Consider the following 26662-nt stretch of genomic DNA (forward strand, 5'->3'; position numbering starts at 1 on the left):
CGGCTACATCTTGTAGTGCAAGGACAGCAGCACGCTGCGCGGCGCACCGTAGCGTTCCAGCCCGCCCGACCACGCGTAGCCGAGGCCTTGGTAATAGCGGCGGTCCAGCACGTTGTCGATATTCACGCGCAGCTGCAGCTGCTCGCTGATGCGGTAGCCGGCCGTCAACCCCACGATGGCGTAGCCGCCCTGGCGCGTCAGGTAAGCCGTGTCGCGGCGGTATATCTTGTCTTGGGCGTAGACGGAAGCGCCCACATTCCACTGCGCCAGGCTGCCGCTCAGCTGTACGTTCGTCATCAGCTTGAACAATTGCTTCGGCTCGTCCGTGGCGATGCGCTGGCCGATGTTGGCGGCCACGCTGTCCTTCGTATACTTGGCCAGTACATAGGTGTAGCCGCCCGCGATCTGCCAGCCCGGCAATGGCGAACCGGACACCTGCAAGTCGACGCCTTCACTTTGCACCTGCCCGGCCGCGCGGGCGCAATAGATGGCGCCGCCCGTGGGACAATTGAGCTCGTCGGCCATGGCGCGATTATTCTGCTTGATGCGGAACAGCGCGCCGCTGGCGTTGAGCCGGCCGCCGAAATACTCGCCCTTGACGCCCACCTCCAGGTTGGTGCCGCTCAACGGCGGCAAGGTATTGCCGCGTACATCGAGCGAACTTTGCGGCTCGAAGATCTGCGTACCGCTCGCATACACGGAGTGATGCCGGTCCACATCGTAGACGAGGCCCGCGTACGGCGTGAATTTCGCATTTTCCGTCAGGCCGCGGCGCCAGGCGGGGTTGGTGGCATACCAGCCCGTCACATCCTGCGCATACCAGCCGAAGCGCCCACCCAGCACCAGGCGCAGTGGATCGGCCAGGCTGAAGTTGCCAGCCGCATAAATCCCCTTCTCGTCCGTCTTGCGGCCCCAGTTGTAGGGCTCGAACGGCGCGCCGCGCATCGGGTAGGCATACGGATTCCACTGGCGGATATCGATCACGCGCGTGGCAGCGCCTTCCCAGCTCTGGCCCGCGTCCGAGTCGTCATGGCGGTAGCTGGCGCCGACGATCACGTCGTGCTGGCGGCCGAACCAGGTGACGGGGCCGCTCAGGCGCCAGTCGGCCACCACTTGCTCCGTGTTGTACTTCCAGCCCGTTTCCGACTGGTTCAGCTTGTATATTTCGCCATCGATGCGGCTGTTGGTGGTATTGCGCGTGCTGGAAGAGGCGTCGATACGCGTGATGGCGAAGCGGCTGCGCCAGCCCTGCTCCAGCTGCGTTTCCAGGTCGGCGAAGACGACGTTGTTGTCGCGCTTCTGGAACGAGGCGGCATTGTTCAGGAAGGTCGAGCGGGGCAAGTCCATGTGACGGCCGTCAAGCAAGGTCGGCAAGCCGACGAACACGCCATCGGTGCGGCTGTGCTGGCGCGAAAAACCGATGCCGGCCGTGGTCGATGGCGTCAGGTCCGCCTCGACGATCGCATACACGGTGCTGTTCCTGTTGTTGACCACGTCGACAAAACTGTCGCTGTCGCGCCAGCTGGCCGCCACACGCCCCCGCACGCTGCCCGACGCATTCAGCGCATTGCTGGCGTCCACCGTCAATTGCTTGTCCTTCCAGTTGCCCAGGTGGGCCGAGGCGTTCAGCAAGGGCGTGGCCGTGGGGCGCTTGCGTATCATGTTGATGCTGCCCGACGGCGCGCCCGCCCCTTCCATCAGGCCCGTGGCGCCGCGCACCACTTCCACCCTGTCGTACATCAGCATGTCGGCCGAGACGTTGCGCTCATTGAAACCCGTGACGTCCAGCGGCAAGCCATCGACGTTGACGTGGCTCAAGGCGAAGCCGCGTGCGAAATACGTGGTTTCCTGGTCGGACACGCCCTGCGTCTTGCCATAGATGCCAGGCGTGGCGCGCGCCACGTCCTGCAAGGTGGTCAAATCGAAATCTTCCATCTGCTGGCGCGAAATGACGCTGACCGTTTGCGGCGTGTGGCGCTGCGACAGGTTCAAGCCCGTCGCCGTCGACATATTCCTCGACGTGTATAAACCCGTGCCTTCCGTGGCGCGGTCGGCCTCGGCGCTGACGACGACGGCGGGCATGCTGGCCAGGCCGCCGTCGACCGTGCCGGTATTCATTTTGCGCAACAGGTAATTGCCATTGCCGCCGTCCGCCACTTCCAGGCCGCTGCCCTGCAGCAGCTTTTGCAGGCCGGCCGTGACGCCATGACGCCCCTGCAAGCCCGGCGTCGCCAAGCCGTCGAGCGCCACGCCCTGGGTGGACAGGTTGATCCCGGCGGCGATGGCAAACGAGGCCAGCGCATCGCGCAAGCTGCCGGCGGGAATGCTGTACTCGCGCACGGTGGCGGCCGGGCTGGCCTCGGCGGCCAGCGCCGTTTGCGGCAAGCCGGCGCCCGTGGCACCTACGGCGAGGAGCAAGACCAGCGCGGCGCGCACGGCGCCGGTGGTGGGATGGAGCGTCATGCGTGCTGCTGTAAAGTTACGGTGCTGCAAAGCCATGTAAAGCCCTTTCGATGGTTCGGATTGTTCGTTCTCTACCTTGTATGACGAAGCAATCCGGAAAAAGGGACAGGGGAAATGCAAATAGTGGCGCTTGCCAGCTTGGCGGGGCGCAGCCACGCGTAAGCCGACAAGGCCAGCCCGCATCGCCTGTCGGCTTACGCCCTGCGGGCTAAGCTGACCTACAAGACCCGGCATGCGTAAGACGACTAGCTCATGCCGCCTCGACACTGATCCAGTAGCGCGTGCGGCGCGTCAGCCGGATCGGCAAGGATCGCTGCAGCAGGAGCAGGATGTTGTCCGGATCGTTCAGCTGGAAGATGCCGTCCACGGGCATGGCCGCCAGTGCGGGATCGCAGCGCAGCACGCCGTACCGGTAACGCGCCACCTGTTCCAGCAGCTCGCCCAGCGGCATGCGCTCGGCGATCAGCACGCCCTGCAGCCAGCCGGCAGCGTGTGGCGCCAGCGGCGTCAAGGCAGAAACGGCACGGTCATCGAAACTGCCCTGCCGGCCCGCACCGATCCTGCGCGAGGCGTCGGGCGCTTGCGATGGCGCAATCTCGACGGCGCCCTCGCTGACGCTCACCTGCGTGCGCGGCGCCAGCACGGTGCCAAGGTGGCGCACGCTGAAGTGCGTGCCCAGCGCGCGCACGGCGCCATTGCTGCTGCGCACGAGGAAAGGCCGCGCCGGCATGGACCTGTCATGCGCCGTGGCGACGTGAATTTCCCCTGCATGCAACAAGACTTGCCGCGCCGTGTCGTCAAAGCGCACGTCGATGGCCGTGTCCGTATTGAGCACCAGTTGCGTACCGTCGGGTAATGCCATGTGGCGGATTTCACCCCTGGCCGTGCGGATGCCGGCGCGCCACGCTTGCCATGGCGCCGACTGGCTGGCCAGCCACAGCGCCGGGCCGGCCGCGATCAGCCCGGCCAGGCCGTAGAGCACGGCGCGCCGCTGCGGCGACTGCGGCGCCGCGTCCGCCGTCTGGCGCAATGCGGGCGGCACGCTGGCCAGGGTGCTGCACACCAGCTCGGCCCGCTGCCACGCCGCTTCATGCGCGGGATCGCTGGCGCGCCAGGCCTGGAATGCTTGCTGTTCATCCGGAGTCAAGGCGCCCCCATGCAGGCGCACCAGCCATTGCGCCGCCGCCCGTGCCGCGCTGGGATCGATGGCCCCGCTCACAGGATCAGCAGGATGCAGCGCTCGAACGCCTGCACCATGTAGCGCTTGATGCTGCGCTCGCTCACGGCCAGGCGCCGGGCGATTTCCCCATAGCCGAGGCCATCGACATGGGCCAGCAGGAAGGCGCTGCGCACGAGCGGCGGCAAGCCGTCGAGCATGGCGTCGATGCGCTGCAAGGCTTCGCGCACGAGCAGCCGCTCTTCCGGCGACTGCATCAGCAATTCAGGCTGCTGCGCCAGGGTTTCCAGCCATGCCTGCTCCAACGACAGGCGCCGGTAGTGGTCGATCAGCAGGCGCTGCGCCACGGTGGTCAGGTAGGCGCGCGGCTCGCGCAAGGTTTGCCGGCCTTCCGGCGGCGCCGTCAACAGGCGCACGAAGGTATCCTGCGCCAGGTCGGCCGCATGGTCGGCGCACTGCAGCTTGGCGCGCAGCCAGCGCATCAGCCAGCCGTGGTGGCTGCTGTAGATGCAGGCTATCGACTCGCTGGACTGCGCAATGTTCACTGGGGACTCCGATGCGCGCAAGGCAAGGCGCGGCTAATTGATAATAATTCTCATTATCACAAATCATGGCCTCCGGCGTCAATGCCGGCGCCTGCCTATCCCTGGAAACTGTTGTTTCAGTGTGGCTGCAATCTTCTAGCGGTCGGTATACAAGCTCTTCATCACCATGCCGCCGCGCATTTTCTTTGCGCCCGGCGCCAGCCCAGCCGGACAGGCTCCCTGGAACACGGCCGCCAGTTCCGTATGCTGCACCTCGCTCTTGCCATTGACTTGCACGGTGGTATCGGCGCTCAGGGTATATGCCTTGGCCAGATCGCCCTTGAAGGTGCCGGTCAGCCCGGCGTCCGGACAGCTGGACGCGAATTGGTAGCTGTCGCCCTGGCGGCTGTGCGACTCGATCTTGCATTCCTGCTCGAAGCCGGACCACAGGTCGTCGTCGATCAGGCGGTCGCGCGCATGGTCGACGCAGATTTCCCAGGAAAATGGCGAGGTGGCGGGCGTCACTTTCCACAACCCCGTGGCGCGCTGCAAGCGCTGCGCCGGCTCGGCCGCCGAAGCGAACGTGGCCGCGCACAGGGGGAAAACAGTCATCAGAATCCAGGTCGTGCTGCGCTTCATGAGCATTCCTTTTAGCTAAAAGTTTAAATATAGCAAAGAGGAACGCGCGCAGGCCGCACGCTTAGCCCGGCATCCCGGGCCTTGCGACCAACACGAAGGGAATGGCAAACGGCCCCAGGAAAGTCACCAGGATGGCACGGATCGCCGTTATTCGTAAGGAGCGGCGTTTGGCAATGAAGAGGCAAGCGAAGGCCGACAGCGACCAGATCAAGGCAGGCAGGTATGCGGTCATCATGAACTCCGGATGCGCCCTGGAAGGCAGGAAACCATGCTGACATGAAAATGTGACCACCGCAATGGCAGATTGGGTATCTGCCATTGCGGTGGATACGGGTCCAATACGATCAGTGCTGGCCGATCTTCATGATTTTCAGCGCATTCGTGCCGCCGACCTTGCCCATCGGCTCGCCCCAGGTCAGCACGACGGTGTCGCCCTTGGCCACGACTTTATGTTCCACCAGCAAATCTTCCGCCTGCTGCAAGACCTTGTCGCGGTCCGTGCCGGACGTCAGTTCCAGGGTGCTGACGTTGCGGTACAGGGCCAGCTTGCGGCGCGTACCCACGCTCGGGGTCAGCGCGACGATGGGGATATCGATGTTGCAGCGGCTCATCCACAGTGCCGTGGAACCCGATTCCGTCAGAGTGGCGATGGCTTTCACGCGCAAATGGTGGGCCGTAAACAGGGCGCCGTAGGCGATCGACTGGTCGATGCGCGAGAACGTGGCGTTGAGGAAATCGGCATCGAGCTTGCAGGTATCCCATTTTTCAGCGTCCAGACAGATGGCGGCCATCGCTTCCACCGTTTCGATCGGGTAGCGGCCCGACGCCGTTTCCGCCGACGTCATGACGGCGTCCGTGCCGTCGAGCACGGCATTGGCCACGTCGGACACTTCCGCGCGGGTCGGCACGGCGTTGACGATCATCGATTCCATCATCTGCGTGGCCGTAATCGCCAGCTTGTTCGACGCGCGCGCCATCTTGATCATGCGCTTTTGCAAGGCAGGCACGGCCGCATTGCCCACTTCCACGGCCAGGTCGCCACGGGCCACCATGATGCCGTCGGAGGCGTCGAGAATTTCTTGCAAGGCAGGAATGGCTTCCGCGCGCTCGATCTTGGCGATCATCATCGGCTTGTGGTCCCACGCTTCGCCGGCGATGTTGGCCAGCTGGCGCGCCATGACCATGTCGGTGGCGTTTTTCGGGAACGAGACGGCCACGTAATCGGCCTGGAAGCTCATCGCCGTTTTCACGTCTTCCATGTCTTTCGCCGTCAGCGCTGGCGCCGACAAGCCGCCGCCCTGGCGGTTGATGCCCTTGTTGTTCGACAATTCGCCGCCGATCTTGACGGTGGTGTGGATTTCGCTGCCGATGACTTTGTCGACCGTCAGCACGATCAGGCCGTCGTTGAGCAGTAATACGTCGGCAGCGCGCAAGTCGCGCGGCAATTCCTTGTAGTCGAGGCCGCAGCGCTCGATATTGCCCAGTTCGCCGTTCTCACCCCATTTCGCGTCGAGGATGAACTTGGCGCCGTTTTCCAAGAAAATCTTGCCTTCTTCAAACTTGCCGACGCGAATTTTCGGGCCTTGCAAATCGGCCATGATGGCCACTTCGCGGCCGCACAGGGCAGCCGCCTCACGCACCATGCGGGCGCGGTCGATATGGTCTTGCGCCTTGCCATGCGAAAAGTTCAGGCGCACGACGTCGACGCCGGCCTTGAACATGCGGACGAGGGTATCGATATCGTTCGAAGCGGGGCCGATGGTGGAAACGATCTTGGTGGCGCGTTGCTGTACTTGCATGGTCATGGTTGCTGCTTTCTAAAATAAGTTGCTACAAGGGCCAGCCTTGTGGGCCGGCCGTCCTGGTGCGCTGGATCAGCGGTACTACGTTCTTACTTGGCCGCCATCAGGGCGACCGTCGTGTCGAGCATGCGGTTCGAGAAGCCCCACTCGTTGTCGTACCACGACGACACTTTCACGAGGCGGCCCGAAACCTTGGTCAGGGTCGAATCGAAATTCGACGAGGCCGGGTTGTGATTGAAATCGATGGAAACAAGCGGTTCCGTCTGGTACGTCAGGATGCCCTTCAGCGCGCCTTCCGACGCCGTTTTCAGCAAGGCATTCACCTCTTCCACCGTCGTATCTCGCTTGGCGATAAAGGACAGGTCGACCAGCGATACGTTGATGGTCGGCACGCGGATGGCGAAACCATCGAGCTTGCCATTGAGTTCCGGCAAGACCAGGCCGACAGCGGCAGCCGCGCCCGTCTTGGTGGGAATCATCGAATGCGTGGCCGAGCGGGCACGGCGCAAGTCTTCATGCATCACGTCGGACAGCACCTGGTCGTTCGTGTAGGCGTGCACGGTGGTCATCAGTCCCGATTCGATGCCGATGGCGTCGTTGAGAGGTTTGACCAGCGGCGCCAGGCAATTCGTCGTGCACGACGCGTTGGAAATCACGGTGTCCGTGGCTTTCAACACCTGCTGGTTGACGCCGAATACGATGGTGGCGTCCACGTCCTTGCCGCCCGGCGCGGAAATGATGACTTTTTTCGCCCCGCCCTTCAGGTGGGCGGACGCTTTTTCCTTGGTCGTGAAGAAACCCGTGCATTCGAGCACCACGTCGACGCCGAGCTCGCCCCACGGGATCAGTGCCGGGTCGCGCTGCGCGAAGACGCGGATGCGGTCGCCGTTGACGATCATGTTGTCGCCGTCGATGGTGACGACGCCGGGAAACTTGCCGTGCACCGTGTCGTAGCGCGTCAAATGCGCATTCGACTTGGCATCGCCCAGGTCATTGATGGCGACGATCTCGATATCCTGCTGCTTGCCGCCTTCATAAAACGCGCGCAAGACGTTGCGGCCGATGCGGCCATAGCCATTGATGGCAACTTTGATGGTCATGCTGTCTCCTTGATGTTTTATTTAAAACCAACCCAAGTGCACAATCCGGGGGCAGACCTTAAGGTCTGACCCCAGCATTTGCCGTTGGGTTAAAAAGAATCAACCACTATTTCTCAAGCCCGCCGCAATCCCATTGATCGACAAATGTATCCCCGTGCGCGCCGCCGCATCCTGCTTGCCTTCGCGGAAACGCTTCAACAGCTCCACCTGCACGTGATTGAGCGGGTCGATATACGGGAAACGGTTGCGTATGGACCGCTGCATCAGCGGATTGGCTTGCTGCAACTCTTCCTGGCCCGTGATCAGTTTCAAGGCGTCCAGGGTGGCCACGTATTCGGCGTGGATGCGCGTGAAGATGGCGTCGCGCAATACTTTATCCTTGACGAGTTCCGCATATTTGCCGGCAATGGCAATGTCGCTCTTGGCCAGGACCATATCCATGTTCGACAGCAAGGACGTAAAGAATGGCCAGTCCGTGTACATGCCGCGCAGCACGTCCGCGCCATCGGCGGGATGGGCGGCCAGGTAGGCTTGCACGGCGGAACCGAAACCGAACCAGCCCGGCAGCATCAAGCGGCATTGCGCCCAGCTCAAGACCCAGGGAATGGCGCGCAAATCCTCGATGGACGTGGATTTCTTGCGCGAAGCGGGACGGCTGCCGATGTTCAGCGCCGCAATCTCCGCGATCACCGTCGATTCCCAGAAATACTGCTCAAAGCCATCCGTGCCGTAGACCAGGTCGCGGTAGGCGTTCAGGGCCGTGCCGGACAGCTCTTCCATCGCGGCAAGGTGGCCCGCGCCGGCAGACGCCTTCGGTTGCAGCTGCGCTTGCGGCAATAAAGTCGACTGGATGGTGGCGGCCACCAGCACTTCCAGGTTGCGGCGCCCTACTTCCGGGTTCGCATACTTGGCCGTGATGACTTCGCCCTGCTCCGTCAAACGGATCTGCCCCTGCACGGCGCCTGCCGGCTGGGCCAGGATGGCTTCGTAGCTGGGTCCGCCGCCGCGTCCCACGGAACCGCCGCGGCCGTGGAACAAACGCAGCTTGATGTGATATTCCTTGAAGACTGTCACCAGCTCGATCTCAGCCTTGTAGAGCTCCCAGCCGGACGTCAGGAAGCCGCCGTCCTTGTTGCTGTCCGAGTAGCCGAGCATGACTTCCTGCTGGTCCGCGCGCGACTTGAGCAAGCCACGGTAGAACGGCAAGCCGAACGCGCGCGCCATGATGGCGGGGCCGGCGCGCAAGTCGTCGATGGTTTCAAACAGGGGGATGATGTTGACGTCCACTTCGCGGCTGTCCTGGCGCAGCAAGCCCACTTCTTTCAGCAGCAAGGCCACTTCCAGCAAGTCCGACACGCTGGCCGCCTTCGAGATGATGCAGTTCGGCACAGATTCTTTGCCGTATTTGACGTGGGCTTCGCGCACGGCGCGGAAGATGTCGAGTTCGGACGTGGTTTCTTCCGAATATTGCGCATACGGCGACGTCAGCAGGCGTGGCGACTCCAGCTCGGCCAGCAGCAAGCTGATGCGCTGCTCTTCATCGAGGTCCAGGTAGACGAGGCCCGGCTGGGCGCCCGCGAACAATTCGTCCACGACGCGCTCATGCACGTCGGAATTCTGGCGCAAGTCGAGCGGGGCCAGCGAAAAACCGAACACCTTGACGGCGCGGCGCAGCTGGCGCAAGCGGCCACGGGCCAGCGCGCGCAAGCCATTGCTGACGAGCGAATGCTGGACCACGTCCAGGTCGGCCAGCAGTTCGGCTGCCGCAGCATAAGGCTGCACGCCGTCGGCTTGCTTGCCCTTGCCGGAAAGCACCACGCGTGTGTTTTCCAGCCGGGCATGGATGCCATGCAGGGCGCGGCGGTATGGCTCATCGACGCGGTGCGGCGACGCATCGGCCGAGCGTTCGGCCAGCGCGCGCAGCGGCTCGCTGCATGCGTTCAGGATTTGCGCCAGCGACAGTTGCGAAGCGAGCTTGCGCAATTCACCCAGGTAAAAGTCGAGCACCTTGTCGGCCTGCGTTTGCAGGGTGCTGCGCAGGATGTCGGCCGTGACAAACGGGTTGCCGTCGCGGTCGCCGCCTATCCAGCTGCCGACTTTCATGAAATTCGGTAATTCCGCATCTTCCCAGCGGGCATCGCGCTGGGCCAGCATGGTTTCCAGCGAAGAATACAGTTTCGGCAATTCGCGCAGAATCGTGTGGTCGTAGAACGACAGGCCATTGGCCACTTCATCCATGACGGACAGCTTGCTCGTGCGCAGCAAACGCGTCTGCCACAGGGTAACGATGCCGCGGCCCAGCGCTTCTTCGTTTTGCTCGGCTTCTTCCGGCGTCATCTGCACGCGGTCGCGCTCGCTCAACAGGCGCGCGATGGCCATCTGGCAATTCTGGATACTCTTGCGCTGCACTTCCGTCGGGTGCGCCGTGAAGACGGGGCTGACGAACGCATCTTCAAAGAAAGTTTCCAGCGCATCGGCCTTGCCCGCGTCAAACACATTGCCGACGGCGTAGCTGAGGCTACCCTGGCGCGGCGGCGAGCCGGCGATCAAGTGAGCGCGCGTGCGGCGGATGTGATGCTGGTCTTCCGCTATATTGGCCAGCAGCGAGAAATAGCTGAAAGCGCGTGTCAACTGCGTGGTTTCTTCCTGCGACAGCGCTTGCAGCGCGTCCGACAGCTGCACGCGCGCCGCTTCATCATTGTCGCGGCGGAAACGGATGGCCAGCTGGCGCACGTGTTCGATGCGCTCGAAGGCGGGGTCGCCCAGGTGGTTGCGGATGGCGTCGCCCAGCAGACGGCCCAGCTGGCGGATATCGCTGCTCAGCAGCTCGTCTTTCACTTCATTCATTTGCATGGTATTCATTTCCTGGGGCGGCCACGGCGGCACCGCACAGATTGCGTAGTACGCGCTTCCCGGCCCGGGAAACGCCCATCGTCGAATTTGTAGTAAATTTACCTTATTGCTTCACCATCCTCTTGATTTCCATCAACAAAAATCCTACCCAAAGGGACGACAAGGGCTTGCGAGCTGTTTGCCAGGGCAACAATATGAAAATTTACTACGCATTTAAGCGAAAGGCAATCAACTTTTGTCTTTCGAGGCGGAAAAGTGACGGCGCGACACACATGGCCGGCTCTCTCCTGTATGCTGCGGCTGAAACAAGGATGTAATCCACATCTTATGAACGAAGCCCATGCGACTGACTGCCTACACCGACTACACCCTGCGCACCCTGATGTACCTGGGCGTGCACCGCGACCACCTCGTGACCATCCAGGACATTGCCGACCTACATGCCATCTCGAAGAATCATTTGATGAAGGTGGTGCACCAGCTGGGCCTGTCCGGCATCGTGGAAACGGTGCGTGGCAGGAATGGCGGCCTGCGCCTGGCGCGCGACCCGGCCGAGATCAATATCGGCACTGTCGTGCGCGAGACGGAAAGCGATTTTTTCATGGCCGAGTGTTTTAACAAGGAAAACAATACCTGCCCGCTGACACCCGATTGCCTGCTGAAGGCCAAGCTGGGCCAGGCCACGGCCGCCTTCCTGGCCGTGCTCGACACGGTGACCCTGGCATCGATACTCGAAGCGACGCCAGGCGCGCCGGCGCTGGCGGCCGGCGTGATTCCCCTGCGCATGGCAAAGTAAGCGCGCCAAAAACAACAATGCCCGGCGAACCGGGCATTGTTTCTTTCAGCGACTCCTACTTATATCAATGCGCGCTGGCGCCTGCCGCGCCGATACCCGTTTCCGAACGCATTTGCTGCGCTTCGTAGCCGGCGCGGTCGATGCGCGCGCGGGGGCTCTTGTCGAGCACCGAGAACAGCCAGATGCCGACAAAGCCGGCCGTCATCGAGAACAGCGCCGGCGAGGCATAAGGGAACAGCGCTTCGCCATGACCGAGCACGTCGACCCACACGGACTTCGACACCACCGTCAGCGCGACGGCCGTGATCAAACCGAGGAAGCCGCCGATGCTGGCGCCCCGCGTGGTGCAATCCTTCCACAGCACCGACATGAACAGCACGGGGAAGTTGGCCGAGGCGGCAATCGCGAACGCCAGCGACACCATGAAGGCGATGTTCTGCTTTTCAAAGGCGATACCGAGCACCACGGCGATAATGCCCAGCACGATCGTCGTCACGCGCGACACCTTCAATTCGTTGGCGCCCGTGGCCTTGCCCTTCTTGATGACGGTGGCGTACAGATCGTGCGACACGGCCGACGCGCCCGACAGGGTCAAGCCTGCCACGACGGCCAGGATGGTGGCAAACGCGACCGCCGACATGAAGCCGAGGAAGACGTTGCCGCCCACGGCCTTGGCCAGATGCACGGCCGCCATGTTGTTACCACCCAGCAGCTTGCCGGCCGCATCCTTGAACTCGGGATTGGTGCTCACCAGCACGATGGCGCCAAAGCCGATGATGAAGGTCAGAATGTAGAAATAGGCGATCCAGGTGGTGGCCCAAAACACGGATTTGCGCGCTTCCTTGGCGCTCGGCACCGTGAAGAAACGCATCAAAATGTGCGGCAGGCCGGCCGTGCCGAACATCAGCGCCATGCCGAACGAGATGGCCGAAATCGGGTCCTTGATGAAGGAACCCGGGCCCATGATGGCTTCCTTGGTGGCGTGCACGTCCACCGACTTGGCGAACAGCGCTTCCGGGCTGAAGTTGAATTGCGCCAACACGGCCACTGCCATGAAGGTGGCGCCGCCCAGCAGCATCACGGCCTTGATGATCTGCACCCAGGTGGTGGCCGTCATGCCGCCGAACAGCACGTAAATCATCATCAATGTACCGACCAGGACAACAGCGATCCAGTATTCGAGGCCGAACAGCAGCTTGATCAGCTGGCCCGCGCCCACCATCTGCGCGATCAGGTAAAAGGCCACGACGACGAGGGTGCCGGAAGCCGAGAAAATGCGGATCGGCGCCTGCTTGAAACGGTAGGCGGCCACGTCGGCAAAGGTGAAGCGGCCCAGGTTGCGCAGGCGCTCGGCCATGAGGAAGGTGATGACGGGCCAGCCGACGAGAAAGCCGATGGCGTAGATCAGGCCATCGTAGCCGTTCAAAAAGACGGCGGCGGAAATGCCGAGAAACGATGCGGCCGACATATAGTCGCCCGCGATGGCCAGGCCGTTCTGGAAGCCCGTGATGCCGCCGCCGGCCGTGTAGAAATCGGAGGCCGATTTGGTCTTCTTGGCCGCCCACTTGGTGACGAACAGGGTGAAGATGACGAAGGCGGCGAACATGATGATCGCCGTCCAGTTGGTCGGTTGCTTGACTGCCTGGCCCAGGTCGGCGCCGGCCGCGAATGCGGCATTGCTGGCACCCAGCAATGCCAGGACACTCAGGCAAGACATGCCGCGCAGCGCATGCTTGGCGGCGCTCATGCCTGCACCCGTGCCTGGATGGCGCTGGTCAGGTCGTCGAATTGCTTGTTGGCGCGGCGCACATAGATGCCGGTGACGAGCACGGTAAATACGATGACGAACAGGCCGATCGGCATGCCCCAGGTCATCACGCCGGCGCCCGTTTTCGTGGCCAGGAATTCCTTGTTGAAGGCGATGAGCAGGATGTAGCCGTAGTACACGAGCATCATCAGGCCCGTCAGCGCCCAGCCGAAGCGGGAACGCACCTTGACCAGCTGATGGTAACTGGGGTCGCTCTTGATTTTTTGAACTAGATCGTCATGCATTGTGTTGCCTCCTGTTATGTAAAAGCGTGCTCTTTTGTGTGAGCTTGGATTCACAGTACAGCGCGAGGCTTACCCGCCCCTTACGGCAGCGTTTTTTCTCGCGGCGGCAACACAAGGCAGACAGAAAAATCAGTTCAATGCGGCAGCCGGTCCGAAGAATTCATGGTGCGTCTGCTGCTCCGGCACGCCCAGTTCGCGCAGGTATTGCTTGACGGCCCGCATGAATGGCTGCGGTCCCAGGAAATAGGCGTCGACGTCGCGCGAGGCCGGCAACCAGTTTTTCAGCTGCTCTTTATTCAGCAAGCCGACGGCGTCCGGCGCGTCCTGTTCACCGCCATGCTCCGCATAGCAGTAATAGCGCTGCAGCTGCGGATGTTGCGCGGCCAGTTCGTCGATCTGCGCGCGGAACGCATGCACGCCGTGGTTGCGCGCCGCATGGATGAAATGCACGGGACGCTTGCCGCGCAGGGCCGCCGTCAGCATGGCCAGGGTCGGCGTGATGCCCACGCCGCCGCTGATCAGCACGAGCGGCTTGTCGCCATCCCTCAGCACGAAGTCGCCCGATGGCGGCGTCAGCTGCACGGTGTCGCCCGCCTGCACGTGGTCGTGGAAGAAATTCGACACCTTGCCGCCCGCTTCGCGCTTGACGCTGATGCGGTAGGTCTGGCCATTGCTGGCGGCCGACAAGGAGTACTGGCGGCGCATGGGCACGCCATCGACGTTGGCCAGCACGCCGATATACTGGCCGGGCGCAAAGTCCAGCACGGGCTGGCCATCGGCGGGCGCCAGCAGGAAGGACGTGATCTCGCCGCTTTCCACCGTCTTGCTGCGCACCAGAAAATCGCGCGCGCCGCTCCAGCCGCCCGGTGCGGCCGCCTGCGCCTTGTAGATGCGTCCTTCCTCGCCGGCCAGGATGTCGGCCAGCTGGCCGTAGGCGGCGCCCCAGGCGTCGATGACGGCGTCGCTGGCGACCTCTTCGCCCAGCACTTCGCGGATCGCCTGCAGCAGGCTGGCGCCCACCAGCGGATAGTGCTCGGCGCGGATCTGCAAGGCCACGTGCTTGTTGACGATGGTGGCCACCAGGTCGCCCAGCGCATCCAGTTGATCGATATGTTTGGCATACATCAGCACGCCATTGGCCAGCGCGCGCTGCTGGTCGCCGCTGTGCTGGTGCGCCTGGTTAAAGTACGGCAGCACTTCGGGATGGTCGCGGAACAGATTCTTGTAGAAGTGGCGCGTCAGCGCTTCGCCACCCTGCTCGAGGATGGGGACGGTCGCGGTGATGATGGCGCGTTGTTCTTGGGTCAGCATGTAAAACTCCTGTGGGGATATGGGTAAGCGATCTCAGGCCAGAGATTCGATGGCCGGGTACAAATCATGGTCTTCGCGGCGCATGCGCTGGAACAGCGCGTGCAGGACGGTATTGGCTTCGCTGCGGAAGGCATCCGGCTCGGCTTCCAGGCGCACGGGCGTATTCCAGCGGCCGGCGAAATCCAGGTAGGCGCCGGCGATGCCGTGCATTTCGTTTTCGTACTGGCGCCCCTGCCGGGCCACCTTGGCCACGCCGGACGCTTGCGCGGCCGGATACAGGTAGCGCTGCTCGACGGCCAGGTGCAGCTTGATCAAGCCGCTCATGGCGACGATCTGTTCCGCGATGGCCTGCGCCTGCGCGGCCACACCGCCGCGCGCCAGCTGGCGCAAGTCGTCGATGGCGGCCAGGATGGCCAGGTGCTGCTGTTTGAATTTGTCGATATTCATGGCGTTTTTCTCTTGTTGAGTGTTCCCAGTGTAGCGGGATTTGCCTAAACATGCAAATCATATACATCTTTAATTCGCAAATGTTGCCACCAGGAATGTACGTCGACATGCGCCACTATGTGCGGCACAGAACACAAGCTTCCACGATGCCTGCCTATAATTTATTCATCACAGCGCGGGCCCGATTGCGGCCGTGCCGCACCCTCCACTCCATCCAAGGATGAGCATGAAAAACAAGACGGGCACGGGCCATTCGCAGCAACTGGCCAGCATCATCAACGAGCACCACACGGAACTGCTGGACGGCTGGATGGCCGGCCTGATCGCCCGCCTCGTGCGGCGCGACAAGATCGCCGAAAACGAGCTGCGCCAGCAGGCATCGCAATTCCTGCCCCTGCTGGCGGGCGCGCTGGAAAGCGGCGACTCGTTCGACATCGAAGGCGGCGCCTGGGACGATACGCGCCAGCTGATCGCGGAAATATCGCAGTCGCGCGTGCGCCAGGGCTATTCGCCGATCGACACGGCCAGCTTCATGTTCGCCTTGAAAGAGCCGCTGTTCGGCTACCTGCGCAAGGCAATCACGGCGCAGCCGGAGCTGCTGGGCGACGCCATCGTCAGCACCAGCAAGCTGTTCGACGAACTGGGCTTGCTGACCATCGCCATCTACCAGAAGGCGCGCGAACAGGTGATCCTGCGCCAGCAGCAGGAATTGCTGGAGCTGTCCACGCCCGTGGTGCAGCTGTGGCAAAACGTGCTGGCCCTGCCCCTTATCGGCACGCTCGACAGCGCCCGCACGCAGGTGGTGATGGAAAGCCTGCTGCAAAAGATCGTCGACACGGGCGCCCTGATCGCCATCATCGACATCACGGGCGTGCCGACCGTCGACACCCTGGTGGCGCAGCACCTGCTGAAAACCATCGCCGCCGCGCGCCTGATGGGCGCCGACTGCATCATCAGCGGCATCCGCCCGCAGATCGCGCAAACCATCGTGCACCTGGGCGTCAACCTGGAAGACGTGATGACCAAGGCCACCCTGGCCGACGCCTTCGTCGTGGCCCTGAAACGCACGGGCTCCAGCATCACCTACCAGCAGCAACCACACTGAGGCGCCTATGGAAAGAATCCCCATTTTACGCATGGGCCGGCTGCTGCTGGTGACGATCCAGGTGGACATGCATGACCGCCTGGCGATGACTTTGCAGGACGACCTGACCAACCGCATCGTGACTGACCGCGCCACGGGCGTGCTGATCGACATTTCAGCGCTCGACATCGTCGACTCCTTCATCGGCCGCATGATCAGCAACACGGCGGCGATGGCGAAAATCCTCGACGCGCGCACCGTCGTCGTCGGCATGCAGCCAGCCGTCGCCATCACCCTGGTGGAACTGGGGCTGACCCTGGAAGGCGTGAGCACGGCGCTCAACGTGGAGCTGGGCATCAAGATGCTGGAACGGGGCGGCGCATGCGCATGACGGGGGCGCCATGCTAGGCGCGCAGGCTCAGGAACGGGCGCAGGCGGGGGGACAGCAGATGCAGCAGATCCTGCCCCTGCACAGCGATGAAGACGTCGTGCGCTTGCGCAAGCAGGTGCGCGACAGCATGGTCGCCATGGGGTTTAGCCTGATCGAACAGACCAAGATCATCACGGCAGCCAGCGAGCTGGCGCGCAATACCTTGCGCTACGGCGGCGGCGGCGAAGCGCGCATCGCGCGCGTCTGCGATGGCGCGCGGCAGGGACTGGAGCTGCGCTTTGTCGATGCGGGACCGGGCATCGAAGATATCCCCCTGGCGCTGACCGATGGCTATACCAGCGGCGGCGGGCTGGGACTGGGGCTGGGCGGCGCCAAGCGCCTGGCCGACGCATTTCACATCGACACGGCGCCCGGCGCGGGCACCACCGTCACCATCGCGAAATGGAAGCTGTTTTGAACCACCAGGAACCACAGCCTGACATTCTCAGGCAAAGAAGTTTTCCCATCGGCGAACCGAGCGAGATCGCCGCGGCCCGCCGCGCCGGCAACGAACTGGCGCGCCGCATCGGTTTCGACGACGTGCGCACGGGCCAGCTGGCCATCATCATCAGCGAAGCGGCAACCAACATCGTCAAGCACGCGCAGCGCGGCGAAATCCTGCTGCGCAAGGTGCTGCGCGGCGGCACCAGCGGCATCGAAGTACTGGCCATCGACAACGGCCCCGGCATGGCCAATGTGCGCCAGCACATGCAGGATGGCCATTCCACCACGGGCACCTACGGCGTGGGGCTGGGCGCGATACGCCGCCTGGGCCAGGAATTCGACCTGTACACGGCGCCCGGCAAGGGCACGGTGCTGATGGTGGTGGTCTGGGGCCAGCACGCCAGCAGCGCCATTCCCGCCCATCCGAACTGGCGCATCGGCGCCGTGTGCCTGCCGCTTGCCTCGGAACAAGTGTGCGGCGACGCCTGGAACGTGGTCTGCGAAGGCCATGAACTGAGCCTGATGGTGGCCGATGGCCTGGGCCACGGCCCGCTGGCGGCGCGCGCCTCGGAACGCGCCAGCGCCCTGCTGGAAACCGACACGCCCGGCCTGCCGCCCCTGCCCGCCCCCTTCATCGAACTGGCCCACGGCGCTCTGCGCACGACGCGCGGCGCGGCCATGGCCGTGGCGCATATCGACAGCGCGCGCCGCGAATTGCGCTATGCGGGCGTGGGCAATATCGCCGCCTGCGCCTTCGATGCGCAGCAGCGCCGGCACCTGCTGTCGCATAACGGCATCGTCGGCAGCAACCTGCGCAAGGTGCAGGAATTCTGCTATCCGTGGCAGCTGGGCGCGACCTTGATCATGCACTCGGACGGCTTGCACACACGCTGGGACCTGGAACAGTATCCGGGCCTGGCGCAATGCCACCCCAGCCTCGTCGCCTCCGTGCTGTACCGCGATTTTGCGCGCGGACGCGACGACGTCACGGTGGTGGTGCTGCGCGAACATGAGGAATGCCAGGCCGTCGCCGAAGAAAGGAGCGAAACAACATGACGCAACGCATATTGACGGCCCATATCGGCAGCGAACTCGATGTGGTGGGCGCACGCCAGCGCGCGCGGCAGATCGCTGCCCTGTGCGGCTTCGGCGTGCAGGACCAGGTGCGCATCGCCACGGCCGTGTCGGAACTGGCGCGCAACGTCTACAACTACGCCGGCAGCGGCAAGGTGCACTTCGCCATCGATGGCCAGACGGCGCCGCAGGTACTCAGCATCCGCATCGAAGACCAGGGCCCCGGCATCGCGCAGCTCGACAAGATACTGGCCGGCACCTACCGCTCGCCGACGGGCATGGGCCTGGGCATCCTGGGCGCGCAGCGCCTGATGGACCGCTGCCATATCCACAGCACGCCGGGCGAAGGCACGCACATCACGCTGCACAAGCTGTTCCCGCGCGACGCGCCCCTGCTCGACGGCAGCATGATCGGCACGCTGTCCGGCAGCCTGCAGGCGCTGCCCTCGGATATCACGCTGTCCGAAGTGCAGCAGCAGAACCGCGAACTATTGACCACCCTGGCCGAACTCAAGACGCGCCAGGACGACCTGCTGCAGCTGACGCGCGAACTGGAAGACACCAACCGCGGCGTGGTGGCGCTGTTCGCGGAACTCGACGAAAAAGCCGACCACCTGCGCCGCGCCGACCAGATGAAATCGCGCTTCCTGTCGAACATGAGCCATGAATTCCGCACCCCGCTCAGCTCCATCCGCGCCCTGTCCAAGCTGCTGCTCGACCGCATCGACGGCGAGCTGTCCGAGGAACAGGAAAAGCAGGTGCTGTTCATCCTGCAAAGCGCCGTCAGCCTGAGCGACCTGGTCAACGACTTGCTGGACCTGGCCAAGATCGAGGCGGGCAAGGTCGACGTGCACGCCAACAGCTTCCAGGTGGCCGACCTGTTCAGCGCCCTGCGCGGCATGCTGCGCCCGCTGCTGGTGTCCGATACGCTCACCCTGACCTTCATTGACCCCGACCCGGCGCTGCACATCCACACGGATGAAGGCAAGCTGTCGCAAATCCTGCGCAACTTCATTTCCAACGCCCTCAAGTTCACCGAGGCCGGAGCCATCGTCGTCAGCGCCACACCCTTGCCGGAGCAGGACGCCATCCGCTTTTCCGTCTCCGATACGGGCCTGGGCATCGATGCCGAAGACGTGCAGCTGATTTTCGAGGAATTCAGCCAGGTGGAAAACCACATGCAGCGCAAGGTCAAGGGCACGGGCCTGGGCCTGCCCCTGTGCCGCAACCTGGCCACCTTGCTCAATGGCACGGTGAGCGTGGAAAGCACGCCGGGCCACGGTTCGCTGTTTTCCGTCGTCCTGCCCACCAGCTACCATGCGCCCGAAGGCAGCCTGCCGCCCAGCGCGCCGGCCAACGACAATGGCAACGACCAGCGCATCGGCGTGCTGGTGGTGGAAGACAATCCGCCCGTGCGCCTGCTGTATGAAAAATTTTTGGCCGGCAGCGAATTTCGCGTGGTCCCCGCGCGCAGCGTGCGCGAAGCGCAGGAGCGCTGGGAACAGCAGCGCCCCGCCGCCGTCATCCTCGACATCCTGCTGCACGGCGAAACGGCCTGGCACTGGCTGGCCGAGCTGAAAAACGACCCGCTGCGGCGCCAGGTACCCGTCATCGTCGCCACCGAGATCGACGACGTGCGCAAGGGCCTGGCCCTGGGCGCCGACGCCTACTACGTCAAGCCGCTGTCGCGCCAGCAATTGCTGGCGACCCTGCGCGCGCTGATCGGCAATACACACCACCGGCAAGAGCCGGTTCCGCCGCAAGGCACAACCACCTGGGACAATGCGCATGCTACCGGATAACAACAGCGATGCTCTGATCCTGAACGTCGATGACAGCGACGGCGCACGCTACGCCAAATCGCGCATCCTCAAACGCGCCGGTTTCAAGGTCATCGAAGCCTCGAACGGGGGCGACGCGCTGCTGCGCGCCCGCCAGGACCGCCCCAACCTGATCCTCCTCGACGTCAAGCTGCCGGACATCAACGGCCTGGAAGTGTGCCGCCAACTGAAGGGCGGCGACGAAACGAACACCATCCTCGTGCTGCAAACGTCCGCTTCCTGCATCGGCTCGGCCGACAAGATCCGCGCCCTCGACGGCGGCGCCGACAATTACCTGGTCGAGCCGATCGAGGCCGATGAACTGATCGCCAACGTCAGGGCGCTGCTGCGACTGGGACGGGTCGAGCGTGCGCTGCGCGACGTGGACCGCCGCAAGGACGAATTCCTGGCCACCCTGGCGCACGAATTGCGCAACCCGCTGGGTCCCATCCGCACGGCGCTGGCCCTGCTGTGCAAGCTCGACCCCGTCGTGCCGGCCGTGCAGGACAATGCGCGCCGCACCATCGGCCGCCACACGGACCACCTGGTGCGCCTGGTGGACGACCTGCTCGACGTGTCGCGCATCTCGCAGGGTAAAATCTCGCTGCAATGGGAAAGCGTGAGCCTGGCCAGCGTCATCCGCAGCGCGCTGGAGACGAGTTCGCACAGCGTCGAGGCGCGCGGCCATGCGCTGGACGTGAACCTGCCCAAGGAAGAACTGTGGGTCTGCGGCGACGCCGTGCGCCTGTCGCAGATCGTCGCCAACCTGCTGCTCAACGCGGCCAAGTTCACGGCGCCGGGCGGGCGCATCGCCATCACCGCCGTGCGCGACGGCGACAACGTGCGCATCCGCCTGAGCGACAACGGCATCGGCATCGCCGCCGCCAGCATCGACAGCATCTTCGGCCTGTTCGAGCAAAGCGGCCACTCGCCCGACCGGGTGCAGGACGGCCTGGGCATCGGCCTGTCGCTGGTGCGCAACCTGGTGACCTTGCATGGCGGCCAGGTCAGCGTGCACAGCCCGGGCGTGGGGCTGGGCAGCACCTTCGAAGTCATCCTGCCGCTCGACGCCAACGTGCCGCAACCGGCCGCGCCAGTGCCGGAAGCGGCCACCGGCGGCAGCCAGCGCATCCTCGTCGTCGACGACAACTGCGATGCGGCCGATACCCTGGCCGAATTGCTGGAAATGTACGGCCACACGGTGCGCACGGCCTACACGGGCACGCAAGCGACCGAGCGCACCTTGGAATTCAAGCCCGACATCGTCTTTCTCGACATCGGCCTGCCCGACATGAGCGGCTACGACGTGGCAATCAAAATGCGCCAGCTGCCGATACCGCAGCAATTCCTGCTCGTCGCGCTGACCGGCTATGGCCAGGAACACGACCGCCAGGCGGCCCTGGCGTCGGGTTTCAATGAGCACTTCGCCAAGCCCGTCGATTTCGGCAAGCTGGCCATGCTGGGATTGCATATCGCGCCATGAGCGGGGGTGGCGGCTGCGTGTTGCCGGGGCGTCCGCTATAATCGGCGGCCGCCTCACCTCTGGAACCATGACATGAAAACCCGCACGCCGCTGCTGCGCATCACCATGATACTGGGCGCCCTGCACGCCCTGCTGGGCTGGCTGCTGCTGCCTGCCCTGCCCGTCGGCCTGGCAGGCTGGCTGCTGGGCGGCGCCGTCTTGCTCGCCTCGACCATGCTCATGCCGATGACCATCTTCGCGCGCGCCGTCACCAACGATGGGCGCCTGGCCGACCGCTTGAGCTGGGCCGGCTCGCTGTGCATGGGCTTTTTTTCCTCGCTGTTCGTGCTCACCGTGCTGCGCGAGTTGCTGATGCTGATTCCCGCCACCCGCCCGCACGCACAGGCGTCCGCCGTGGCCGTCCTCGTTCTGGCACTGCTGGCCACCGCCGTCGGCTACCTCAACGCCCGCAGGGTGGCGCGCGTGCGCGAGGTCGACGTGCCCATCGCCGGCCTGCCGGCCGCCTTGCAGGGCTTGACCATCGTGCAACTGAGCGACATCCACGTGGGCGCCACCATCAAGCGCACCTATGTGGAAGCCATCGTCGCGCGCGCCAACGGCCTGCGGGCCGACATCGTCGCCATCACGGGCGACGTGGTCGACGGCACGGTGGCGCAACTGGCCAGCCATACGGCGCCGCTGGGCGAGCTGCGCGCGCGCCATGGCGTCTTCCTCGTGACGGGCAACCACGAATACTATTCGGGCGCCGCGCCGTGGGTGGCGGAGTTCCGCCGCCTGGGCCTGCGTGTGCTGATGAACGAACACACACTCCTTGAACACGACGGCGCGCGCCTGGCGCTGGCCGGCGTCACCGATTTCAATGCGGCCAGTTTCGACCCTGCCCAGAAAAGCGACCCGCAAGCGGCCATCGCCGGCGCGCCCGCCGATATCCCCCGCATCCTGCTGGCGCACCAGCCGCGCAGCGCGCCCGAGGCCGAAGCGGCAGGTTACGACCTGCAACTGTCGGGCCACACGCACGGCGGACAATTCTGGCCCTGGAATCTGTTCGTGCCGCTGCAACAGCCGTACGTGGCCGGCCTGCACCGGCAAGGCCGCTTGTGGATTTATGTCAGCCGCGGCACCGGTTACTGGGGCCCGCCGAAACGCATCGGCGCGCCGGCGGAGATTACGAGACTGAGGCTGGTGGCGGCGTAAGCGTTACTCCGCGCAGCTGGCCATCCACGCCGCGAAACGCGCCGCCACGGCCGGCGGATTCAATCGTTCCATCGCGCCTTCCACCGCTTCGCTGTCGCTGACCTCGAACAGCAGCACGAAATCGTCGCGCTGCGTGCTCCCACCAAAACAGCCTTCGGCGTCAAGCTGCGCCAGCGCGGCAATGCAGGCGTCGAACACGCCAGTGCGGAAGGTATCGAAATCGACGTCGAACGGCAAGCCGCGGTGCGCCTGCAGCAGTAATCGGTAGGCGCTGTCGAAATAGGCGACCCCGTCCTCAAACGCCCATTCGGCCGGATTCCACAACATCTCTTCGCCGTATTCCGACGCGGCCAGCGCTTCGTGGCTGTTGGCCGCCGGGCCGATGGTCATGGCGCTGTCGTCGCTGACCAGCGCGAAAGCGTTGATGTGTTGATCGGAATGGGCACGGCGCACGGCAGCGAAAGCACTGCGCGCGGCGTCCGCCACCAGGGTGTGCAGCAGCACGAAATCAAAGACGGCCGGGTCGATGAGCATGGCGCGCGCCAGGGTATAGCCATCGGCAACAGCCGCATCGCAGTGGGCCAGATAGGCGGCCTGCGCTTCGGCTACGCTCGCGTACTGCGTGCGCGTCTCCTCGCCCCAGGTCATGGCCGCGCCGCTGGCCGTCCACACGGTGGTGCCGAACACGCGCGCTTCCTGGAAGCGGGCCGGCTGGTCATGGTCAAAGGTGTAAAACAGGCTGTAGTTGTCAGGCATAAGATTTTTCATTGATTAATCGGGCCGTATCTGCGCGGCGAAATCGCGCTGGCGGAACTGTTCCAGCAAAAAATCGACGAACACGCGCGTCTTCGCGGGCAGCAGTTTCTTGCTGGGATAGTACACGGACAGGGGGCCGGAATCGGCATGCCAGCCGGGCAGCAGCCGGACCAGGGCGCCGCTGCGCAAGTGGGCCAGCGCGTGCGGCATGGGCAGCAGCGCCACGCCGACACCGAGGATGGCCGCCTGCGCCATCGCTTCCGGGTCGTCGAAGATGGCGCGCGGCCGGCATTCGGCCACGCCTTCGCCGCCCGCGCCATCGCGCAGTATCCAGCTGCGCAATCGGCCGCTGCCGGCCGAGCGGCGCGTTACGCCGTCGAATTGGGCCAGGTCCGACGGATGCGTGGGCATGGTTTTCCCCTGCATGAAGGCGGGTGACGCCGTGGCGACGATGTGGGCGTGGCCCAGTTCGCGCGCCACCACGCCCGGCGTCAGTTCGATGCCGCCGCCGATGGCGACATCGAACCCTTCGCCGACCAGGTCCACTTGCCGGTTGTCGAAATGGCAGTCGGGGATGACGCCAGGGTAGCGCGCGATGAAGTCGCCCAGCAAGGGCACCACATAGCTGCGCCCGAACGACGGCGCCATGCTGATTTTCAGTATGCCGGCTGGCTGGCCGCCCTCTTCCGCCACGCCGGCGATCGCCTCGCGCAAGGTGGACAGGGCGCCGCCGATCTGCTGCAGGAAACGCTCTCCCCCTTCCGTCAGGGTCAGGCGGCGCGTGCTGCGCTGGAACAGGCGCAGCCCCAGGCTCGCTTCCAGCCGCGCCACGTTCTTGCTGACGGCCGCCGGCGTCAGCCCCAGGCGGCGCGCGGCCGCCGAAAAGCTGCCCAGCTCGGCAGACAGCACGAACGATTGCAAGTGATTGAGGGCTTCCATGCGCCTATTCTACCCGCTCATTTGATACTCAAGGTTGAAAGTGATTGTAGCGATTCATGGCTAGCGCGACAGGAATGAAAGGCAGATACTGAATTCCTCGACTCCTCACACGAAAGTACATCATGCAAACCCAAGCCACCATCAGCACCTCCCTGCCACTGCAAGACAAGATCGCGTTTGTGACGGGCGGCTCGCGCGGCATCGGCGCCGCCATCGTACGCCGCCTTGCCAGCCAGGGCGCCAACGTCGTCTTCACCTATCAAAGTTCCGCCGCCGAAGCGCAGGCGCTGGCCGCCAAAGTGGAGGCGGCCGGCGGCAAGGCCCTGGGCGTGCAGGCCGATGCGGCCGACGCCTCCGCCCTGACGGCGGCCATCGCCAAGGTGGCGGCGCAGTTTGGCAGGATCGACATCCTCGTCAACAATGCGGGCGTGTTCCTGCCCGGCGCCATCGACGACTTTTCGCTGGAAGACTTCGACAAGACCTTGAACGTCAACGTGCGCGCCGTGTTCGTGGCCATCAAGGCGGCCGTGGCGCACATGCCAACGGGCGGGCGCATCATCAACATCGGCAGCACGAATGCGCACCGCATGCCCTTCGGCGGGGCGGCCGCCTACGCCATGAGCAAATCGGCGCTGAGCGGCCTGACGCAAGGCCTGTCGCGCGACCTGGGCCCGCGCGGCATCACCATCAACAACGTGGAACCGGGCCCGGTCGCCACGGACATGAATCCACCGACGGGCGACTTCGCCGACCTGATGCACGGCCTGATGGCCCTGCCCCGCCACGGCACGGCCGATGAAATCGCCGGCATGGTGGCTTACCTGGCCAGCGCGGAAGCGGCCTTCGTCACGGGCGCGGGATTGAAGATCGATGGCGGTTTTGCCGCCTGATCGAGTCCGAACATCAGCGAGCGGTGCGCCGCCACGCCTGCCATGGCGCCATCGGCCACCGCGAACGCCACGCTGCCCGCCATGCGGCCCGCGTCGCCGCAGCAAAAGACGCCGGGCACGCTGCTGGCCTTTTGCTCGTCGGTGCGCACGAACGGTCCCATGGGTCCCTCTTCCAGCAAGCAGCCCAACTCACTGGCCAGGGAACTGGCCAGGCGGGTACGGGTCGCCACGAACAGGCCGGCCATCGCGTGGCGGCTGCCGTCCGCCATGACCACGTCGGCCACGCCGTCGATCCGCGCCACGGGCGTGCGCACCAGCTTGACGCCGCGTGCCTCCAGTTGCGCCAGCTGCGCCGCATCGGGCTCGAACGCGCCATTCAGGAAAAAAGTCACCGTGCCCCAGTCGGGCAGCATCAGCGCATGGTGCATGGACAGGGGGCCGGTGGCCAGCACGCCGATGGCGCCCTGCTCCAGTTCATAGCCGTGACAGTACGGGCAATGAAAGACGCTGCCGCCCCAGCGCTCGGCCAGGCCGTCTACGGGCGGCAGTTCATCGATCACGCCGGTGGCCAGCAGCAGGCGGCGGCCATGGACGACACGGCCGTCCGCCAGGGTCACATCAAAACCATCGCCATCGCCGCTGGCCACTGCCCGCGCGGCCGTGCCATCCAGGCAGGTGACGGTGGCATACGCCATCAACTGCGCCTTGCCTTCGGCTGCGATGGCTGCCGTGCCGCTGCCGTCCCGGGTCAGGAAACCGTGGGAATGGCTGGCATAGCGGTTGCGGCGCTGGCCGCCGTCGATCACCAGCACGCGGCGGCGGGCGCGCGCCAGTTGCGTGGCGGCGGACAGGCCCGCGTAGCTGCCGCCGACGATGATGGCGTCGAACGGGACGCCAGGCGATTCAGGAATGTGCATGCGGTGCTCCTTTGTGGGTGGCGTATTGTTGGCTGAAACGGTCGGCCAGGTCGGCCAGGGTGACGGCGCCAAAACGCCGGATCAGCAGCGCCTCGGCTTCGTCGAAGGCGCCGGCCAGCGACTGGTTGACCACCTGCTCGACCAGGCAGCCCGGCTGATCGACGCGGTTGCCCATGGCGAAGATGGTGGGCGACCCCACGGCCACGTAGATGTCTTGCAAGGTCACCTTGTGCATGTCGCAGATGATGCGCCAGCCGCCGCCGTGGCCCTTGTCCGACGCCACGTAGCCACGCTCGCGCAAGCCGGCCATCACGCGCCGCACCAGCACGGGATTGGTGTCCAGGTAGCCGGAAAGTTCCTCGGACGTCATCGGGCGTCCCGCATGGGCCATGTGCAGCAGCACATGGAGGATCGATGATAGTTTGCTGTCGCGTCTCATGTAACTAATGATAGTACATAATTTTCAC

25 protein-coding genes are annotated in these 26662 nt (G+C 64.4%); 9 read left to right on the forward strand and 16 right to left on the reverse strand.

The features are described from left to right. Positions 1-3: 3 nt before the first annotated feature. The 8 genes from VM94_RS07350 to ppc all read right to left on the reverse strand — a co-directional run bounded on the left by VM94_RS07350 (position 4) and on the right by ppc (position 10558). On the reverse strand, positions 4-2463 hold the full coding sequence (locus tag VM94_RS07350; RefSeq protein ID WP_082127611.1) for a TonB-dependent siderophore receptor: 2460 nt from the start codon (positions 2461-2463) through the stop codon (positions 4-6). A gap of 250 nt (positions 2464-2713) precedes the next feature. After that, complete coding sequence (locus VM94_RS07355; protein WP_046682866.1) at positions 2714-3682, reverse strand: FecR domain-containing protein; 969 nt, start codon at positions 3680-3682, stop codon at positions 2714-2716. Next, on the reverse strand, positions 3679-4185 hold the full coding sequence (locus VM94_RS07360; protein WP_046682867.1) for a sigma-70 family RNA polymerase sigma factor: 507 nt from the start codon (positions 4183-4185) through the stop codon (positions 3679-3681). The genes VM94_RS07355 and VM94_RS07360 overlap by 4 nt, the downstream gene beginning before the upstream one ends. 135 nt (positions 4186-4320) lie before the next feature. After that, positions 4321-4803, reverse strand: coding sequence for a DUF3617 domain-containing protein (locus VM94_RS07365; RefSeq protein ID WP_046682868.1), 483 nt, complete (start codon positions 4801-4803; stop codon positions 4321-4323). Positions 4804-4864: 61 nt separating this feature from the next. Then, complete coding sequence (locus tag VM94_RS28480) at positions 4865-5038, reverse strand: hypothetical protein (RefSeq protein WP_160309279.1); 174 nt, start codon at positions 5036-5038, stop codon at positions 4865-4867. A gap of 109 nt (positions 5039-5147) precedes the next feature. After that, positions 5148-6608 (reverse strand): pyruvate kinase, encoded by a 1461-nt coding sequence (pyk, locus tag VM94_RS07375; protein ID WP_082127612.1) that lies wholly within the window; start codon positions 6606-6608, stop codon positions 5148-5150. 86 nt (positions 6609-6694) lie between these two features. Next, complete coding sequence (gap, locus tag VM94_RS07380; RefSeq protein WP_046682870.1) at positions 6695-7705, reverse strand: type I glyceraldehyde-3-phosphate dehydrogenase; 1011 nt, start codon at positions 7703-7705, stop codon at positions 6695-6697. Between the two features lie 99 nt (positions 7706-7804). Beyond that, entirely contained in the window at positions 7805-10558 is a 2754-nt protein-coding gene (ppc, locus tag VM94_RS07385) for a phosphoenolpyruvate carboxylase (protein ID WP_200899201.1), read from the reverse strand. Positions 10559-10898: 340 nt separating this feature from the next. Here ppc and VM94_RS07390 point away from each other — a divergent pair, with 340 nt between their 5' ends. Further along, positions 10899-11354, forward strand: coding sequence for an RrF2 family transcriptional regulator (locus VM94_RS07390; RefSeq protein WP_046682871.1), 456 nt, complete (start codon positions 10899-10901; stop codon positions 11352-11354). Positions 11355-11418: 64 nt separating this feature from the next. Here VM94_RS07390 and VM94_RS07395 read toward each other — a convergent pair whose 3' ends face one another. The 4 genes from VM94_RS07395 to VM94_RS07410 all read right to left on the reverse strand — a co-directional run bounded on the left by VM94_RS07395 (position 11419) and on the right by VM94_RS07410 (position 15164). Continuing rightward, the gene (locus tag VM94_RS07395; protein WP_138829107.1) at positions 11419-13101 is read right to left on the reverse strand and encodes a cation acetate symporter; all 1683 of its coding nucleotides are present in this window, start codon (positions 13099-13101) and stop codon (positions 11419-11421) included. Continuing rightward, entirely contained in the window at positions 13098-13406 is a 309-nt protein-coding gene (locus VM94_RS07400; RefSeq protein WP_046682872.1) for a DUF485 domain-containing protein, read from the reverse strand. Before VM94_RS07400 ends, VM94_RS07395 begins: the two co-directional genes overlap by 4 nt. Positions 13407-13535: 129 nt before the next feature. Then, a complete protein-coding gene (hmpA, locus tag VM94_RS07405) occupies positions 13536-14717 on the reverse strand; it encodes an NO-inducible flavohemoprotein (RefSeq protein WP_046682873.1) in 1182 nt (393 codons plus the stop codon). 33 nt (positions 14718-14750) lie between these two features. Then, positions 14751-15164: a hemerythrin domain-containing protein gene (locus VM94_RS07410; RefSeq protein ID WP_046682874.1), complete on the reverse strand. Its 414-nt coding sequence runs from the start codon at positions 15162-15164 to the stop codon at positions 14751-14753. Positions 15165-15390: 226 nt separating this feature from the next. Here VM94_RS07410 and VM94_RS07415 point away from each other — a divergent pair, with 226 nt between their 5' ends. From VM94_RS07415 to VM94_RS07445, 7 genes are all read left to right on the forward strand, one after another. Further along, positions 15391-16269, forward strand: coding sequence for an STAS domain-containing protein (locus VM94_RS07415; RefSeq protein ID WP_046683105.1), 879 nt, complete (start codon positions 15391-15393; stop codon positions 16267-16269). Positions 16270-16276: 7 nt separating this feature from the next. Next, positions 16277-16639, forward strand: a complete 363-nt coding sequence (locus VM94_RS07420) for an STAS domain-containing protein (RefSeq protein WP_046682875.1) — start codon at positions 16277-16279, stop codon at positions 16637-16639. A 10-nt stretch (positions 16640-16649) separates the two neighbouring features. After that, positions 16650-17096 (forward strand): ATP-binding protein, encoded by a 447-nt coding sequence (locus tag VM94_RS07425; RefSeq protein ID WP_235432867.1) that lies wholly within the window; start codon positions 16650-16652, stop codon positions 17094-17096. Beyond that, a complete protein-coding gene (locus VM94_RS07430) occupies positions 17093-18178 on the forward strand; it encodes an ATP-binding SpoIIE family protein phosphatase (protein WP_235432868.1) in 1086 nt (361 codons plus the stop codon). The genes VM94_RS07425 and VM94_RS07430 overlap by 4 nt, the downstream gene beginning before the upstream one ends. Continuing rightward, entirely contained in the window at positions 18175-19998 is a 1824-nt protein-coding gene (locus tag VM94_RS07435; RefSeq protein WP_082127613.1) for an ATP-binding protein, read from the forward strand. The genes VM94_RS07430 and VM94_RS07435 overlap by 4 nt, the downstream gene beginning before the upstream one ends. Continuing rightward, positions 19985-21499 carry an ATP-binding response regulator gene (locus VM94_RS07440; RefSeq protein ID WP_052755665.1) on the forward strand — a complete coding sequence of 505 codons (1515 nt, stop codon included), beginning with the start codon at positions 19985-19987 and terminating at the stop codon, positions 21497-21499. The genes VM94_RS07435 and VM94_RS07440 overlap by 14 nt, the downstream gene beginning before the upstream one ends. 72 nt (positions 21500-21571) lie before the next feature. Continuing rightward, complete coding sequence (locus tag VM94_RS07445; protein ID WP_046682879.1) at positions 21572-22693, forward strand: metallophosphoesterase; 1122 nt, start codon at positions 21572-21574, stop codon at positions 22691-22693. Between the two features lie 3 nt (positions 22694-22696). On the opposite strand, the gene VM94_RS07450 is transcribed toward VM94_RS07445, so the two are convergent. Both VM94_RS07450 and VM94_RS07455 read right to left on the reverse strand, forming a co-directional pair. Beyond that, positions 22697-23449, reverse strand: a complete 753-nt coding sequence (locus VM94_RS07450) for a DUF4303 domain-containing protein (RefSeq protein WP_052755602.1) — start codon at positions 23447-23449, stop codon at positions 22697-22699. Positions 23450-23464: 15 nt separating this feature from the next. After that, positions 23465-24388, reverse strand: coding sequence for a LysR family transcriptional regulator (locus tag VM94_RS07455; RefSeq protein WP_046682880.1), 924 nt, complete (start codon positions 24386-24388; stop codon positions 23465-23467). 122 nt (positions 24389-24510) lie between these two features. Between VM94_RS07455 and VM94_RS07460 the strand changes: the two genes are divergently transcribed. Next, entirely contained in the window at positions 24511-25278 is a 768-nt protein-coding gene (locus tag VM94_RS07460; protein ID WP_046682881.1) for an SDR family oxidoreductase, read from the forward strand. Here VM94_RS07460 and VM94_RS07465 read toward each other — a convergent pair. Further along, the gene (locus VM94_RS07465; RefSeq protein ID WP_082127615.1) at positions 25206-26195 is read right to left on the reverse strand and encodes an NAD(P)/FAD-dependent oxidoreductase; all 990 of its coding nucleotides are present in this window, start codon (positions 26193-26195) and stop codon (positions 25206-25208) included. The genes VM94_RS07460 and VM94_RS07465 overlap by 73 nt on opposite strands. Continuing rightward, a complete protein-coding gene (locus tag VM94_RS07470; protein ID WP_046682882.1) occupies positions 26182-26634 on the reverse strand; it encodes an RrF2 family transcriptional regulator in 453 nt (150 codons plus the stop codon). Before VM94_RS07470 ends, VM94_RS07465 begins: the two co-directional genes overlap by 14 nt. Between the last annotated feature and the right edge of the window lie 28 nt (positions 26635-26662).

Origin of the sequence: Janthinobacterium sp. KBS0711, assembly GCF_000988085.1 — a bacterium.
Lineage (GTDB): Bacteria > Pseudomonadota > Gammaproteobacteria > Burkholderiales > Burkholderiaceae_D > Janthinobacterium > Janthinobacterium lividum_E.

Excerpts from the sequence above, each read along its gene's own strand:
- VM94_RS07415 (WP_046683105.1), top strand. The coding sequence starts at position 15,391 with ATGAAAAACAAGACGGGCACGGGCCATTCGCAGCAACTGGCCAGCATC.
- VM94_RS07465 (WP_082127615.1), bottom strand. The coding sequence starts at position 26,195 with ATGCACATTCCTGAATCGCCTGGCGTCCCGTTCGACGCCATCATCGTC.
- VM94_RS07470 (WP_046682882.1), bottom strand. The coding sequence starts at position 26,634 with ATGAGACGCGACAGCAAACTATCATCGATCCTCCATGTGCTGCTGCAC.
- VM94_RS07440 (WP_052755665.1), top strand. The coding sequence starts at position 19,985 with ATGCTACCGGATAACAACAGCGATGCTCTGATCCTGAACGTCGATGAC.
- VM94_RS07390 (WP_046682871.1), top strand. The coding sequence starts at position 10,899 with ATGCGACTGACTGCCTACACCGACTACACCCTGCGCACCCTGATGTAC.
- VM94_RS07410 (WP_046682874.1), bottom strand. The coding sequence starts at position 15,164 with ATGAATATCGACAAATTCAAACAGCAGCACCTGGCCATCCTGGCCGCC.
- ppc (WP_200899201.1), bottom strand. The coding sequence starts at position 10,558 with ATGCAAATGAATGAAGTGAAAGACGAGCTGCTGAGCAGCGATATCCGC.
- VM94_RS07420 (WP_046682875.1), top strand. The coding sequence starts at position 16,277 with ATGGAAAGAATCCCCATTTTACGCATGGGCCGGCTGCTGCTGGTGACG.
- VM94_RS07445 (WP_046682879.1), top strand. The coding sequence starts at position 21,572 with ATGAAAACCCGCACGCCGCTGCTGCGCATCACCATGATACTGGGCGCC.
- VM94_RS28480 (WP_160309279.1), bottom strand. The coding sequence starts at position 5,038 with ATGATGACCGCATACCTGCCTGCCTTGATCTGGTCGCTGTCGGCCTTC.
- VM94_RS07435 (WP_082127613.1), top strand. The coding sequence starts at position 18,175 with ATGACGCAACGCATATTGACGGCCCATATCGGCAGCGAACTCGATGTG.
- hmpA (WP_046682873.1), bottom strand. The coding sequence starts at position 14,717 with ATGCTGACCCAAGAACAACGCGCCATCATCACCGCGACCGTCCCCATC.
- pyk (WP_082127612.1), bottom strand. The coding sequence starts at position 6,608 with ATGACCATGCAAGTACAGCAACGCGCCACCAAGATCGTTTCCACCATC.
- VM94_RS07425 (WP_235432867.1), top strand. The coding sequence starts at position 16,650 with ATGCTAGGCGCGCAGGCTCAGGAACGGGCGCAGGCGGGGGGACAGCAG.
- gap (WP_046682870.1), bottom strand. The coding sequence starts at position 7,705 with ATGACCATCAAAGTTGCCATCAATGGCTATGGCCGCATCGGCCGCAAC.
- VM94_RS07450 (WP_052755602.1), bottom strand. The coding sequence starts at position 23,449 with ATGCCTGACAACTACAGCCTGTTTTACACCTTTGACCATGACCAGCCG.
- VM94_RS07395 (WP_138829107.1), bottom strand. The coding sequence starts at position 13,101 with ATGAGCGCCGCCAAGCATGCGCTGCGCGGCATGTCTTGCCTGAGTGTC.
- VM94_RS07455 (WP_046682880.1), bottom strand. The coding sequence starts at position 24,388 with ATGGAAGCCCTCAATCACTTGCAATCGTTCGTGCTGTCTGCCGAGCTG.
- VM94_RS07460 (WP_046682881.1), top strand. The coding sequence starts at position 24,511 with ATGCAAACCCAAGCCACCATCAGCACCTCCCTGCCACTGCAAGACAAG.
- VM94_RS07365 (WP_046682868.1), bottom strand. The coding sequence starts at position 4,803 with ATGAAGCGCAGCACGACCTGGATTCTGATGACTGTTTTCCCCCTGTGC.
- VM94_RS07400 (WP_046682872.1), bottom strand. The coding sequence starts at position 13,406 with ATGCATGACGATCTAGTTCAAAAAATCAAGAGCGACCCCAGTTACCAT.
- VM94_RS07350 (WP_082127611.1), bottom strand. The coding sequence starts at position 2,463 with ATGACGCTCCATCCCACCACCGGCGCCGTGCGCGCCGCGCTGGTCTTG.